Below are 15798 nucleotides of genomic sequence, written 5' to 3' on the forward strand. Positions count from 1 at the left end.
GCGGCCAATTTTAATAAGGGCAAATTAATCACTGAGTTACATCTTGTTACAATGAATTAATTGCTGTATTAATCACAAAAAAGGGAATTTTAGAGAATGGTTGAAAATGTAATCGCACGCTCGCTGCGCATCATGTTTGCCGGTAGTCTGGCGTTAGGCATGCACGCGGCATATGCACAAGAAACAACAGATGGTGTCATGCAACGCGTGGAAGTAACAGGTTCGAGCATCAAGCGTTTGTCCTCGGAAACAGCGCTGCCGATCACCTCGATCAAGGCCGATGATTTCGCCAAGCAAGGTCTGACGACGGCACAGGAAGTCCTGGCTACCATTTCCATGAATCAAAGCTCGCAGGGCAGCAGCCAGTCCGTGGGCGCCGGTACCGGCGGCCAGTCCGTAGCCGACCTGCGCGGCATCGGCGGCGACAAGACCCTGGTCTTGCTCAATGGCCGGCGCATTGCCAGCCATCCATTCAACGGTTCTTCCGTTGACTTGAACATCATCCCCGTATCGGCCCTGGAACGGGTGGAAGTGCTGCGTGACGGCGCCTCCGCGATCTACGGCACCGACGCCATCGGCGGCGTCATCAACTTCATCACCAAGCGCTCCGTCAAGGGCGGCTCGGTCTCGGTAGAACATTACCAGCCAGAAAAATCGGGCGGCGGCGATGAGTCGCGCCTGAACCTGTCGGGTGGCTACGGCGACTTGAACAAAGATGGCTTCAATGTCTTCGGAGTGGTCGACGTGCATCGCCAGTCAGCGTTGAACGCCAGCGACCGCGCTTTCTCGTCCACCGGCTACATTCCTGGCAAGGGTGTCAATAACCTGAGCAGCACGACGCCAAGCGCCAACTTCACGACCATCAATAAAGATCCGTCGAAAGTATTCTCGGGCAACCCAGCCTTTGCCGGTGGTTGCGCAGGCCAAAACCAGCGCCCCAACCCGGATGGCAGCTCGGTCTGCTCGTTTGACGCGGCGCCCTACATCGAAAATATTCCAAAGACGAACCAGGAGTCCTTCCTGGGCAAAGCCAGCTTCAAGATCGACGAAGATCATCTGGCTACCCTGGAATACTTGCACGCGCGCAGCACCAACGAGTCGCGCATCACGCCACCGACGCTGACCCGCATCGGCCTGACCATCGACCCGACTTCGCCATACTATCCAGGCGGCAGCGCTGGTGTTCCAAATGTGCCAGGCCTGGCAGGCGAAGCACTCAACCTGAGCTGGCGTCCGATGGAGATGGGCCAGCGCATCGGCTACGACACCAGCACCTCGGATCGCCTGGTGGCAGCGTCGGAAGGCGTGGTCGCAGGCTGGGACTACAACGTCGGCCTGAGCTTTTCCGTCAGCAAGGCCACCAGTGCCTTCGTCAATGGCTACGTGGGTGACAAGCGCATGGTCGATGGCGTGGCCAGCGGCGTGCTGAACCCGTTTGGCCCGCAAAGCGCGGCCGGCCTGGAATACATGAAAAATTCGCTGCTGCAAGGCGAATACCTGAACGCGAAGATGACCAACACGGGTGTTGACGCCAAGATCAGCCGTGAAATCTATGACTTGCCAGCGGGCGCCGTCGGTTTTGCCGTCGGCACCGAGTTCCGCAATGAAAAAGCCGAGTACAACATCAATACGGCACTCGCTTCGCAAGCATCGAGCTCCGGTTATGCCGAGGCAAAAGACCAGTCGGGCAGCCGCAATATCGGCGCCATCTTCTCGGAACTGAGCGTACCTGTCCTGAAGAGCCTGGAACTGTCGCTGGCAGCCCGCTACGACCATTACAACGATGTCGGCGGCAGCTTCAATCCGAAAGTCGGCCTGCGCTGGCAGCCGACCAGCCAGGTATTGTTCCGCACCTCGTACAATACGGGTTTCCGCGCACCAACCTTGTACGATCTGCACGGCCCGATGAGCAAGACCTTCACGGCCGGCAAGTACAACGACCCGCGCCTGTGCCCTGGTGGCACCCCCGTGCCTGGCGCCGACAAGAATACCGCTTGTGCCACACAGCAATATATTCGCACGGGTGGCAATCCGGAAATCAAGCCTGAAAAATCGAAAACCTTCAGCGCCGGTGTCGTCATCGAGCCGATCAAATCCGTGACGGTATCCGTCGACTACTTCCAGATCCGCTTGCGCGACAAGATCGGCACCGTGGCTGAACAGACCCTGTTCGGCGACTATGACAAGTACAAAAACAACTTCGTGTACTCGGCCGATGGCCGCTCGCTGGACTACGTGGTGGCCAACCTGGATAACCTGGGCGAGATGCACACGGCCGGCGTCGACTTGGGCTTGAACTGGAGACTGCCACGCAGCGAGTATGGCAACTTCACCTTTGCGTTTGATGGCACCTGGGTACAGAAGTATGAGTACCAGAATGAACGCAATGGTGACTACGTGCAAAACGTGGGCGTGTATGCCGACAATGGCCCGGTATTCCGCTGGAGACACAATGCGTCGCTGCAGTGGAACCTGGGCAAGTGGAACGCTACCCTGGCGAATAAATACATGAGCGGCTACCAGGACATGAACGATGTCGATGACCAATTCGTACAAAAGGTCAAACCGTATTCGATCTGGTCGCTGTCTGGCATGTATGCCGGTTTCAAGAATACGGAAGTGACGGTCGGCGTAAAGAACTTGCTGAACGAAAATCCGCCGTTCACCAATCAATACAATACCTTCCAGACCGGCTACGATCCGCGCTTTGCCGATCCGCTGGGCCGTACTTTCTACGTGCGCGCCACCTACAAGTTCTAAGCTGACTTCAGCGAAAAACTGACACGCCCGGAAAGCTGGTACAGCTTTCCGGGCTTTTTTTATGACACAACGAAGTGCCTTGTTTGTCGGCGGCGCATACCAGCGATGGTCTGCGCCGTTTTATTTTACGCGACCAACAAGAAATCAAAACATCGCACAACATTTTATGAGTAATGGATTATAAAAATTACAGTGTTTTGTTACTTTTTTTCCAAAAAAAGTAAGAAAAATTGACAATTTAAACTGTGAATGTTGTCATGGGGACTCAAAAAATTTGCCAAATATTCACTGGTCAATATAAAAAGAAGCAAAATTATAATAAGTAAATTGCCAGTTTCATCGAGATAATTGCAACATTTCTCAATAAAATAAGGAATTAACAATGATGGTTGAAAATGTAATATCGCGTTCATTGCGCCTCATGTTTGCCGGCAGCCTGGTGCTGGGCATGCAGACCGCCTATGCACAGGAGACAAGCGATAACACCATGCAACGGGTCGAAGTGACCGGGTCGAGCATCAAGCGCCTGGCGTCGGAAACGGCGCTGCCCATCACCTCGATCAAGGCGGACGATTTCGTCAAGCAAGGTTTGACGACGGCGCAGGAAGTACTGTCGACCATTTCCATGAATCAAAGCTCACAAAGCAGTTCGCAGTCCGTCGGTTCGGGCACGGGCGGCCAGTCGGTGGCGGACTTGCGCGGTATCGGCAGCGACAAGACGCTGGTGCTGCTCAATGGCCGGCGCATCGCCAGCCATCCGTTCAATGGCTCTTCCGTCGACCTGAACATCATTCCCATTTCCGCCCTGGAGCGTGTCGAAGTACTGCGTGACGGCGCCTCCGCCATTTACGGCACCGATGCGATTGGCGGCGTGATCAACTTCATCACCAAGCGTTCAGTCAAGGGCGGCTCGGTGAGCGTGGAACATTACCAGCCACAAAAAGCCGGGGGCGGTGACGAATCGCGCCTGAACCTGTCTGGCGGCTATGGTGACCTGAATCAGGATGGCTTCAACGTCTTCGGTGTCGTCGACGTGCATCGCCAATCTGCGCTGAGCGCAGCAGACCGTGCCTTCTCGGCCAGCGGCTATATTCCCGGCAAGGGCGTCGATAACCTGAGCGGCACCACCTTTCCGGCCAATTTCTACGATACCGGCAACGGCCTGGTCGGCAACCCGGCGTTCGCGTCCGGCTGCGTCGGACCCAATCTGTACAAAAACACTGCGGGCAAGAACACTTGCGCCATGGATGTCACGCCGTTCATCGACGCGATTCCAAAAACCCAGCAGGAATCCTTCCTGGGCAAAGCCAGCTTCAAGCTGAACCAGGATCACCTGGCCACCATCGAATACCTGCACTCGCGTAGCACCAATCAAGCCCATATCTCGCCGCCGCCAATGTCGAACATCGGCTTGCTGATGCCATCGAGCTCGCCTTACTATCCAGGCGGCAGTGGTGGCGTGCCAGCCGTCCCGGGCCTGTCCGGGCAAGATCTCGATATCAGCTGGCGTCCAGTGGCGTCGGGCCAGCGCAGCGGCTACGACACAAGCACCTCGGACCGACTGGTACTGGCACTCGAAGGCGTGCTCGGCGCCTGGGACTATAACGCTGGCCTCAGCTATTCCGTCAGCAAGGCGACGAGCGCCTTTACCGGCGGCTACCTGAACGATCAGCGCATCATCGACGGTATTGCCAATGGCATCTTGAATCCGTTTGGCGCCCAAAGCGCCGCCGGCGAAGCCTACCTGCAGGACTCCGTCCTGAAAGGAGAGTATCTGAGCGCCAAGATGACCAGCACGGCGCTGGATGCGAAAATCAGCCGTGAACTGTTCAACTTGCCTGCAGGCGCGGTCGGCTTCGCCGTCGGCACCGAGTTCCGCAATGAAAAGGCGGAATACAACGTCAACCGGGAGCTGGCCAGTCAGGCGTCGAGCTCCGGCTATGCCGATGCCCTGGGCCAGTCAGGCAGCCGCAACATCAGCGCCCTCTTTTCAGAGTTGAGCATTCCTGTCGTAAAAGATGTGGAATTGTCGCTGGCGGCCCGTTACGACCATTACAACGACGTTGGTGGCAGCTTCAACCCGAAAGTCGGCCTGCGCTGGCAGCCAACTAATCAGGTCTTGCTGCGCAGTTCCTACAACACGGGCTTCCGTGCCCCCACGCTGTATGACCTGCATGGCCCGCAAACCAAAACCTTCACGGCAAATAAGTACAACGATCCGCGTTTGTGCCCGAATGGCGTGGCCATTCCTGGCGCCAACGATAACGTCGCTTGCCGGGCGCAGCAATACATCCGCTCGGGCGGCAATCCGGAGGTCAAGCCGGAAAAATCAAAGACCTTCAGCGCCGGTATCGTGCTCGAACCGATCAAGTCGCTGACCATGTCGCTCGACTACTTCAATATCAAGCTGCGTGACAAGATCGGTACCGTGGCCGAACAAACCCTGTTCGACAACTACGCCAAATATAAGGACAGCTTCGTGTATTCGGCCGATGGCACCAGGCTTGAATACGTGCTGGCGACGCTGGACAATCTGGGCGAAATGCACACGGCGGGCCTGGACCTGGGCCTGAACTGGAAACTGCCACGCAGCCAGTACGGCAATTTCACCTTTAACTTCGACGGTACCTGGGTACAGAAGTATGAATACCAGAACGAACGCGATGGCGAATACGTGCAAAACGTGGGCGTGTACGGCGACAATGCACCGGTGTTCCGCTGGAGACATAATGCGTCTCTACAATGGAATCTGAACAAATGGAGCACCACCCTGTCGAACAAGTACATGAGCGGCTACCGCGACCAGAACTATGTCGATCCGGAATTCGAACAAAGCGTCAAGGCGTACTCGGTCTGGTCGCTGTCGGGCGCGTATTCGGGTTTCAAGAATACGGAAGTAACCGTCGGCGTGAAAAACCTGCTGAACCAGGATCCACCGTTCAGTAACCAGATCGGTACTTTCCAGACCGGCTACGATCCCCGCTTTACGGATCCGCTGGGCCGGACTTTTTACGTGCGCGCTACCTACAAGTTTTAAACTGAGCTAAGTTTAAAAGCAAAAAATCCGGAAGGCTGACTCAGCTTGCCGGGTTTTTTCCTATGCCAAAGCGGAGTTTATTCCTTATCGCCCTGCAGACGGCGCTGTTTCACGGCGGCCGCCAGGTTTTCCAGCACGGCCACGCTGGCGCTCCAGTCGATGCAGCCGTCGGTGACGGACTGGCCATAGATCAGTTCCTTGCCTGGCACCAAGTCCTGGCGGCCGGCCACCAGGTGCGATTCAACCATCACGCCCACGATGCGGTCATCGCCCGCCGCCACCTGGGCGGCGATATCGGCGCAGACGGGAATCTGGTTTTCCGGCTTTTTCGAGCTGTTCGCATGCGAAGCGTCGATCATCAGGCGCGACGCCAGTCCCTGCGCCGCGATGGCCTTGCAAGCTTCGTCGACACTGGCTGCGTCATAGTTAGGCGTCTTGCCGCCTCGCAAGATGATATGGCAGTCTTCATTGCCATTGGTCGACACGATGGCCGAGTGGCCGCCCTTGGTGACAGAGAGGAAATGATGCGGTTGCGACGCGGCCTTGATCGCTTCCACGGCGATCTTGACGTTGCCATCCGTGCCATTCTTGAAGCCTACCGGACACGACAGTCCCGACGCCAGCTCGCGGTGTACCTGCGATTCGGTGGTGCGCGCACCGATCGCGCCCCAGCTGATCAGGTCGGCGATGTATTGTGGACTGATCACATCGAGAAACTCGGTACCGGCCGGCAAGCCCAGTTCATTGATATCACGCAGCAGTTCGCGCGCCATGCGCAAGCCATCGTTGATGCGGAAACTGTTGTCCATGTAGGGATCATTGATCAGCCCTTTCCAGCCCACCGTGGTGCGCGGCTTCTCGAAATACACGCGCATGACGATTTCCAGCTCGCCGGCAAAGCGCACACGCTCCTTGACCAGCAGGCGCGCATACTCCATCGCGGCCTTGGTATCGTGGATGGAACAGGGCCCAATCACCACCATCAAGCGGTCATCCTGGCCATGCAGGATGCGATGCAGGGCGACGCGCGATTCGGCAGCGGTCTGGGCGGCCAGTTCCGAGCAGGCAAATTCGCGGATCAGGTGGGACGGCGGGGTCAATTCCTTCATTTCGCGAATACGCAAATCATCGGTGCGAGGCATCATTTTCTCCAAAAAATTGAACAGAGGTAAAACTGTAGGGGTAAAAAAAAACCGCCATCAGTGGCGGTTTTTTAGAATTTGCTGGGATCTCGTTTTTGCTGCTACGTGAACCGACCGCTACTCCACCGCCGTTGGGTTGGAATTGCTAAAGTAAAAGTAGGCGGTAAAAAAGCGAGCGAACATGCGAGTCATCCAGTTGGTGTTAATTCACTATAACGCCAAATTGGAACGCTTGGCAAGCATATTTGTGCTGCTCGGCATAGTGCAACACGTTTGCATCGTGTATGCTTTGCCATCGGATATGCGTTTTTTTCCGCGTCATCATGCTGTCACTACATAACTTTACAATTGAAAAGTAAGCTATCTCCAGCTTGCCCGGCATAACGATTCCTCACAAACGTTTCAATTTGTAAGCGACCTTGTCGCCCCTCTCCAAATCCCATCGCAAGCATCCATGCGGGCTCAAGTAATCAGCCCGCGCGCAACGACGCACAAGCACGTTCCAGATGCATCAATACCTCTTTACATCTGTAATTAATCATTACTGTTGGTTATTTTCACTCTTGTCTTTTTGGTTCTTGACCCTGCTACCGGCAAGGTGATTTGATGAATACGTCTCCTGCATAAAAAAACAGCGAGGCATCTCTGTTACAGGCGTAAGGCCACCCCCTTGCTTGTAGACAAACACAAATCACAAAAAATTATTGACCAGGAGTTTTGCCATGATGATAGAAAAATTGCTGTCACGGTCGTTGCGCGTCATCTGCGCCAGCGGCCTGCTGTTAGGCATGCACGCGGCAGGCGCGCAGAGCGTAACGGACAACAGCACCGATGACTCAGCCAGCATGCAGCGCGTGGAAGTGACCGGCTCGAGCATCAAACGCCTGTCGTCGCAGACGGCACTGCCTATCACCTCGATCAAGGCCGACGACTTCATCAAGCAAGGCTTGACGACGGCGCAAGATGTGATGAATACCATCCCGATGAACCAAAGCTCGCAAGGCAGCAGCCAGTCCGTCGGCCTGGGCACGGGCGGCCAATCGGTCGCCGACCTGCGTGGCCTGGGCTCCGACAAGACCCTGGTCCTGCTGAACGGCCGTCGCATCGCCAGCCACCCATTTAACGGCTCCTCGGTCGACCTGAACATCATCCCGCTGTCGGCACTGGACCGCGTGGAAATCCTGCGTGACGGCGCTTCGGCCATCTACGGCACCGACGCCATCGGCGGCGTGATCAACTTCATCACCAAGCGCTCGGTGCAAGGCGCCACCGTCAGCGTCGAAGGCTTCACGCCGACCAAGAGTGGCGGCGGCGAAGAATCGCGCATCAACCTGACCGGCGGTTATGGCGATCTGAACAAGGATGGCTACAATGTCTTCGGCGTGGCCGACCTGCACAAGCAATCGGCGCTGTCGGCCATCTCGCGCGGTTTCTCCGATACCAGCCTGATTCCAAGCAAGGGGGTTGACCGCACCAGCGGCACCTCGCAACCAGCGAACTTCTTTGCCGATAACGGCTTGACGGGCAACCCTTACTTCGCTACCGGCTGCCAGGGCCCTGGCCTGGTCGCCAACAGCAAGACCGGCACTTGCCGCACCGACACCACCACCTTTATCGATGACATTCCAAAAACGCAGCAAGAGTCGTTCCTGGGCAAGGCTACCTTCAAGCTCAACGAAGACAATACCGCCAGCGTGGAATACCTGCATGCACGCAGCAGCGACACGACGGCCATCGCAGCATCGCCACTGATCGGTATCTCGATGCCATCGACCAGCCCTTACTATCCAGGCAATGGCAATGTGCCTGGCGTGGCCGGTTTGAATGGCAGCGACCTGACGCTGAACTGGCGTACCGTCGCTGCCGGCAAGCGCGAAGGCTACGACACCAGTATCTCGGATCGTCTGGTACTGTCCTCGGAAGGCCTGGTTGCAGGCTGGGACTACGATGTCGGTTTCAACTACTCGATCAGCAAGGCGGCCAGCGCTTTCGTCAATGGCTACACCAATGACAGCCAGATCATGCAGGGCGTGGCCAATGGCATCCTGAACCCGTTCGGCGACCAGTCCGCTGCCGGTACCGCGTATATCGATGCAGCCCAGCTGCATGGCCAATACCTGGGCGCCAAAATGACCAGCACCGGCGTCGATGCAAAAATCAGCCGCGATATCTACCAATTGCCAGCAGGCGCAGTCGGCTTCGCCGTAGGTACCGAATTCCGCCACGACAAGGCTGATTACGATGTGAACACGGCCCTCGCTTCGCAAGCGCAAAGCTCCGGTTATGCCGATGCACAAAACCAATCCGGCCAACGCAATATCGCCGCCCTGTTCTCGGAACTGAGCGTGCCTCTGCGCAAGGATCTGGATCTGTCGCTGGCAGCGCGCTACGACCATTACGATGACGTCGGCAGCAGCTTCAATCCGAAGGTGGGATTCCGCTGGCAACCGACCAAACAAGTGTTGTTCCGCACTTCGTACAACACCGGCTTCCGCGCGCCTACGCTGTATGACTTGCATGGACCGGCGACTACCACCTTCACCGGCGATTCGTATAACGATCCTAAATTGTGCCCAGGTGGTACGGCCGTTCCTGGCGCCAATGCCAACGTGGTCTGCAACCAGCAGCAAAACATCCGCAGCGGCGGCAACATCAATCTGAAGCCGGAAAAATCGAAGACCTTCGCCTTCGGCGTGGTGCTCGAACCAGTCAATGCCGTCACCTTGTCCTTCGATTATTTCAATATCAAGATCCGCGACAAGATCGGCACCGTGGCAGAGCAAACGCTGTTCGGCAACTATGCAAAATACCAGCAAGACTTCGTATATTCGGCCGATGGCAATACGCTGCAATATGTCAACGCCAATCTGACCAACCTCGGCGAAGTGCATACCTCCGGTGTCGATACCAGCCTGACCTGGAGACTGCCACACAGCAACACCTATGGCGACTTCGGCCTGCAGTTCGACGGTACCTGGGTACACAACTATGAGTACCAGAACGAAACTGGCGGCGCTTACATCCAGAACGTAGGCGTGTATGCTGACAACAACCCAGTGTTCCGTTGGAAACACAATGCATCGCTGAACTGGTCGAAGGGTAAATGGGGCGCCAGTCTGTCGAACCAGTACATGAGTGGTTATGAAGACCAGAATCTGGTCGATGCTCAATATCAGCAGCACGTGAAAGCCTATTCCACGTTCTCGCTGTCGGGTTCGTACAAGGGCTTCCATAACACCGATATCAGCGTCGGCGTGAAAAACCTGTTTGACACCAACCCGCCATTCACCAACCAGGGCACAGTGTTCCAGACCGGCTACGATCCACGCTACACGGATCCACTGGGCCGCACGCTGTACGTGAAAGCCAGCTACAAGTTCTAAACTGTTCACTTAAAGCACGACCATAAAAGGCCAGAAAAGTTCATACTTTTCTGGCCTTTTTAACTGTCGTAGATCAGCTACAAACCCGCATAAAACGTCCCGCATATCGCGCACAACTGATGCAGATCGAATCTGGCGACAGGCGCCCCGGCAAAACTGAGAGTTCAGGCACACACCTGCACATCCAACCGGGAGAACAGCATGTCGCGACATTGCAAGGCAGGACCACTCTTATTTACCTCCTTATTTACCTCCTTATTTACACCCTTACTTCCCCCCATCGTATTCGCATTGCAGTACGCCTTCGCACCTGGCGCCATTCTGCTGGCCCTGCCTGCATTGGCGCAAGCCCAGGATAGTGCCACGGCGGCGCCGATCGCCCGCGTGGAAATTACCGGCTCAAACATCCGCCGCACGCAGGCTGAAACGGCATCGGCCGTGCAAACCCTGAGCGCCGCCGATATCGAAAAATCCGGCAAGTCCAGCGTGGCCGAACTGCTGCAGACGCTGGCCGTCGACAACCAGGGTTCGGTCCCCACCACCTTCGGCAATGGCTTCGCTGCCGGCGCCTCCGGCATCTCGCTGCGGGGCCTGGGCACCGCCTCGACCCTGGTACTGCTGAACGGGCGCCGGGTGGCGCCGTATGGCCTGGCCGACGATGGGCAAAAGGTCTTTGCCGACCTGAACATCATTCCGCTCGACGCCGTCGAGCGCGTGGAAATCCTCAAGGATGGCGCCTCGGCTATTTATGGCTCCGATGCGATTGCCGGCGTGGTCAATGTGATTTTGCGGCGCGACTTCCAGGGCACCACGATCAAAGGCAATTACGGCAAGACCAAATACTGGGATGGCCGCGATGCGCACGCGGCCATCATGCATGGTTTCGGCGATATCGACACCGACCGCTACAACGTGCTGCTCAATCTGGAATACAGTGAAAAGGCACCGATCTGGAACCGCGACCGGGACGGACGCGGCGCCGTCGGCCGCAGCGACTTGCGCGACCTGGGCTTCAGTGCACAGCAGGCGCTGGGCGGCACGGGCGCGATCACCACCAACAATGCGGCCGGCAGCGCCATCAACGGCAACGTGCGCAACCCCGGCACGCTCGATTACTACAACCGCGGCAACCTGGCCGGCGTGGGTTTCACGCGCACCTTTCCGGCAGCGGCCTGCAGCAACTTCACCACGCACCCGCAGGGCGATCCGGGTGGCGGCTGTTTGACTGATGCCGCGCAACAATACGGGCAAATCCAGCCCCAGCAAAAGAACCTCAACTTCTTCGGCCGTGGCGCCTGGCAACTGAGCTCAGAGTTGCAAACCTATGCCGAGGTCAACCTGTATCACAGCGAATCGACCTCGCAAACGACACCATCGACGGTCAGCGGTTCGGTGGGTTATCCAGGCGGCCCCGTCAGCAATGCAGGCGTCTCGCTGGGCGCCACGCATCCGGACAACCCCTACTTTGGCACCGATGCCCGCCTGCGCTACCTGGCAGGCGACGTGGGGCCGCGCGTATCGAACATCGATTCCACCTTCCAGCGCTATGTGCTCGGTATCAAGGGCACGCTTGCCGGCTGGGATATCGACAGCGCCCTGCTGTACTCGCAAAACCGGGTATCGAACGAGCAGAACGGCTATCTGCAGCGCGACGTGGCCTTTGCCCTGCTCAACCCCAGCGCCGTCAACGTGGCTGCCGCCAGCCTGAACCCTGCCTATGCCGCCCTGCCTGCGGGCAGCCTGTGGCGCATCGCGGAAAATGCCGGCCTCAATTCGCCGGCCCTGTATGCGGCGCTGTCGCCCACCATTTCTAACGATGCCAAGACGCATATAGCACAAATCGATTTCAAGGCCAGCCGCGAAGTCGGCAAGCTGGACGGCGGCGCGCTGGGCGTGGCGGTCGGTGCAGAATTGCGTCACGAAGCGACGGAGTTGCAGCCGACTACGGGTACAGAACGGGGCAATATCATCGGCCTCGGCTACTCCGCCTACAAAGGCAGCCGCAACGCCTCGGCCATCTATGCCGAAGTCCTGGCGCCGGTGCTCAGCCAGGTGGAGCTGTCGGGCGCCTTGCGCGCCGACCATTTCAGCGACGTGGGCAATTCCTACACGCCAAAGGTGGGCATCAAATGGACGCCGCTGCGCGAACTGGCCTTGCGCGGCACGTTCGCCAAGGGCTTTCGCGCTCCCAGCGCGGCAGAGAACGGCGTCGGTGGCCTGGCAGCATTCTCCACGGCAACCGATCCATTGCGCTGCGCGCTCGGCGTCGCTGCCGCCTGCAATCCCGCTTCGATCGCCATCATCACCTCGCCCAATCCGAACCTGTCGCCAGAACGCTCGCGCAGCTACTCTCTGGGCGCCATCTGGGACCCGCTTCCCCGCACCAGCGTCTCGGTCGACCTGTGGCAAATCCGCCGCAAGAATGAAATCAACCAGGAACAAACAGATACGGCGATTGCCGAAGGCCATGTGGCGCGCGACCCATCGACTGCCACCGGCATATCGGGCGACCCTGGCGCCATCACGGCCGTGCTGGCCAACTATGTCAATTCGGCGCAGACGACGGTGCGCGGCATCGACGTCGATGGCCGCCAGCGCTTCATCCTGGGCAGCGATTATGGCAGCCTGACCTTCGACGTGAAATGGACCCATCTGTACAAATGGCTGCGCACGGAGCAGGATGGCACGCAGCGCGATTTTGCCGGCACGCATGGTAATTGCGACGTTTCCAACTGCATGGGTACGCCGAGCAACCGTGTCAACCTGGGCATCACCTGGGAGCGCCAGAACTGGCGCGTCTCGACCAACCTCAACTACCGCGGTGCGCTCGACAATGTACTGTTCAAGAACGATCCCGACGGCTGCGCCACGCATTTTGCCGACGGTTCAGATGCGCCGCGCGGCTGCCGCATCGCCTCGTTCACCAGCGTGGACCTGACTGCCCGCTGGCTGGCCACGCCCAAGCTGGAAGCCTATGCATCGATCCAGAACCTGTTCGACAAGATCGCCCCGCTTGACCCATTGACCTACGGTGCCACCGGCTACAACCCGCTCGACTACGCGGGCGCGGCAGGACGGTTCTTTAGCGCGGGATTGAAGTACAAGTTCTGAGGAAAGACTGGCTTGTCCCTGCGCCGGGCTGGGACAAGCAGTTTTGGAAAATCAAGCAGTGCCACCAACCGTGATGCCATCGAGGCGCAAGGTAGGCTGCCCCACACCTACCGGCACGCTCTGCCCTTCCTTGCCGCACACGCCCACGCCCGAATCGAGGCGCATGTCGTTGCCGATCATGGAAACGCGATTCAGCACATCGGGGCCGTTGCCGATCAGGGTCGCCCCCTTGACTGGATAGCTGAGCTTGCCGTTTTCGATCATGTAGGCTTCGCTGGCCGAGAAGACGAACTTGCCGTTCGTGATATCGACCTGGCCGCCGCCAAAGTTCACCGCATACAAGCCGTTCTTGACGGAAGCCAGGATGTCGCCGGGATCCTTGTCGCCGCCCAGCATGTAGGTGTTGGTCATGCGCGGCATCGGCAGGTGCGCGAACGATTCGCGCCGCGCATTGCCCGTCACCGGCATTTTCATCAAGCGCGCATTCATGGTGTCCTGGATATAGCCTTTCAGGATGCCATCTTCGATCAACGTCGTGCATTGCGTGGGGTTGCCTTCGTCGTCGATATTGAGCGAACCGCGGCGGCCCGACAAGGTACCGTCATCGACCACGGTGACGCCCCTGGCGGCCACGCGCTCGCCGATGCGGCCCGAAAACGCGGATGATCCCTTGCGGTTGAAATCGCCTTCCAGGCCATGGCCTATGGCTTCGTGCAAGAGGATGCCGGGCCAGCCCGGCCCCAGCACGATGGTCATCGGGCCGGCTGGCGCGGGGCGCGCTTCCAGGTTCACCAAGGCTGAATTGACGGCGTCGCTGGCATATTGTTCCAGCACGGCGTCGCTGAAATAGTCATAACTGAAACGCCCACCGCCTCCCGAAGAACCCGTTTCACGGCGGCCATTCTGTTCCGCGATCACCGTCAGCGAGAGCCGTACCAGGGGCCGGATATCGGCCGCCAGCAGACCATCGCTGCGCAGCACCAGCACCACATCGTATTCAGCGGCCAGGCCAGCCATCACTTGCACCACGCGCGGGTCTTTGGCACGCGCCATTTTTTCCACGCGCTCCAGCAATTGCACTTTGGCCGTCGCATCGAGCGAAGCGAGCGGGTCGTTCGGCAGATACAGCGAACGGCCGCCCTGGAGCTGCGTCTGGCCCGCTACCTTGATCTTGCCAGCGCCCGCGCGCGCAATCGTGCGCGTGGCCGCTGCCGCTTCCAGCAAGGCCCGTTCGGAAATCTCATCCGAATAGGAAAAAGCCGTCTTGTCACCAGACACGGCACGCACGCCGACGCCCTGGTCGATGGAAAAACTGCCCGTCTTGACGATGCCTTCTTCCAGGCTCCAGCCTTCACTCTTGGTGAACTGGAAATACAGATCGGCGTAATCGACCTTGTGCGTAAACATCGTGCCCAGCGCCTTGAGCAGCTTGTCTTCGTCGAGGCCGAACGGCGTCAACAAAATATCGCGCGCCACGGCCAGGCTGGACAGATTAGGTTCAAATGAGATCATGTCTATCTATTCTTAAAATTCAATTTACATGGTGCGGTGTGCCAGGGCTGGCAGCGATTCGCGCACGCCAGCCAGGAACAGGGTATCGATGTCACCTATCACCACGCCCTCGCCTTCCGGCAATACCGCCTTGATCTCGCCCCAGGGATCGATCAGCATGCTGTGGCCCCAGGTACGGCGCCCGTTCGGATGCAGGCCGCCCTGCGCCGACGCCAGCACATAGCACTGGTTTTCAATCGCACGCGCGCGCAGCAGCACTTCCCAGTGAGCACGGCCAGTCGTATGGGTGAAGGCGGCCGGCAGCACGATCAGCGCGCAATCGCCCATCGCCCGGTACAGCTCAGGGAAACGCAAGTCATAACAGACGGACAGGCCGACCCGGCCAAATGGCATTTCGATGCTGCGTACCTGGCTACCGGCAACGATGGTGCGCGATTCGTTGTATGACTCGGCGCCGCGCGTAAAACCAAACAGGTGGATCTTGTCGTAACGGCCGGCCGGCTCGCCTTGCGGGTCATACACCAGAGTGGTGTTGAGGACCTTGCCAGCTTGCTCCGAGACCAGCGGCAAGGTACCGCCGATCAGCCAGATGCCGTGCCGGCGGGCCATCTGCGCCATGCCATCCTGGATGGGTCCGCTACCGGCCTGTTCGGCATGGGCCAGCTTGTCTGTCTCTTGCTGGCCCATGATGGCCCAGTATTCAGGCAAGACCACCAGCTTGGCGCCGCCAGCCGCCGCCTGCGCCACCAGGCGCTGCGCGGTGGCCAGGTTTTCCTCGACGGAGGGCGAGGAAATCATTTGTATTGCTGCCACTGTATGCATCATGTCACCTATCGTTCAGCTTGGTTCAGCT

At 58.3% G+C, this 15798-nt stretch carries 7 protein-coding genes; 4 read left to right on the forward strand and 3 right to left on the reverse strand.

Going from position 1 to position 15798, the window contains the following annotated elements; translation table 11 throughout:
• Positions 1 to 96: 96 nt before the first annotated feature.
• Together HDE75_RS18300 and HDE75_RS18305 are read left to right on the forward strand one after the other, a co-directional pair.
• Positions 97 to 2760 carry a TonB-dependent receptor gene (locus HDE75_RS18300; RefSeq protein WP_183680880.1) on the forward strand — a complete coding sequence of 888 codons (2664 nt, stop codon included), beginning with the start codon at positions 97 to 99 and terminating at the stop codon, positions 2758 to 2760.
• A 382-nt stretch (positions 2761 to 3142) separates the two neighbouring features.
• The gene (locus HDE75_RS18305; protein WP_183680882.1) at positions 3143 to 5797 is read left to right on the forward strand and encodes a TonB-dependent receptor; all 2655 of its coding nucleotides are present in this window, start codon (positions 3143 to 3145) and stop codon (positions 5795 to 5797) included.
• Positions 5798 to 5874: 77 nt separating this feature from the next.
• Here HDE75_RS18305 and aroG read toward each other — a convergent pair whose 3' ends face one another.
• The gene (aroG, locus tag HDE75_RS18310; protein ID WP_300759003.1) at positions 5875 to 6939 is read right to left on the reverse strand and encodes a 3-deoxy-7-phosphoheptulonate synthase AroG; all 1065 of its coding nucleotides are present in this window, start codon (positions 6937 to 6939) and stop codon (positions 5875 to 5877) included.
• Positions 6940 to 7661: 722 nt separating this feature from the next.
• Here aroG and HDE75_RS18315 point away from each other — a divergent pair.
• On the forward strand, positions 7662 to 10322 hold the full coding sequence (locus tag HDE75_RS18315) for a TonB-dependent receptor (RefSeq protein WP_183680886.1): 2661 nt from the start codon (positions 7662 to 7664) through the stop codon (positions 10320 to 10322).
• A gap of 291 nt (positions 10323 to 10613) precedes the next feature.
• Positions 10614 to 13433, forward strand: a complete 2820-nt coding sequence (locus tag HDE75_RS18320) for a TonB-dependent receptor (protein WP_260174281.1) — start codon at positions 10614 to 10616, stop codon at positions 13431 to 13433.
• Positions 13434 to 13484: 51 nt separating this feature from the next.
• Here the strand turns inward: HDE75_RS18320 and tldD are convergent, their stop codons facing one another.
• Both tldD and HDE75_RS18330 read right to left on the reverse strand, forming a co-directional pair.
• Positions 13485 to 14945, reverse strand: a complete 1461-nt coding sequence (gene tldD / locus HDE75_RS18325; protein WP_183680890.1) for a metalloprotease TldD — start codon at positions 14943 to 14945, stop codon at positions 13485 to 13487.
• Between the two features lie 24 nt (positions 14946 to 14969).
• Positions 14970 to 15770 carry a carbon-nitrogen hydrolase family protein gene (locus tag HDE75_RS18330; protein WP_183680892.1) on the reverse strand — a complete coding sequence of 267 codons (801 nt, stop codon included), beginning with the start codon at positions 15768 to 15770 and terminating at the stop codon, positions 14970 to 14972.
• Between the last annotated feature and the right edge of the window lie 28 nt (positions 15771 to 15798).

Origin of the sequence: Janthinobacterium silvisoli (assembly GCF_014200725.1) — a bacterium.
Taxonomy (GTDB): domain Bacteria; phylum Pseudomonadota; class Gammaproteobacteria; order Burkholderiales; family Burkholderiaceae_D; genus Janthinobacterium.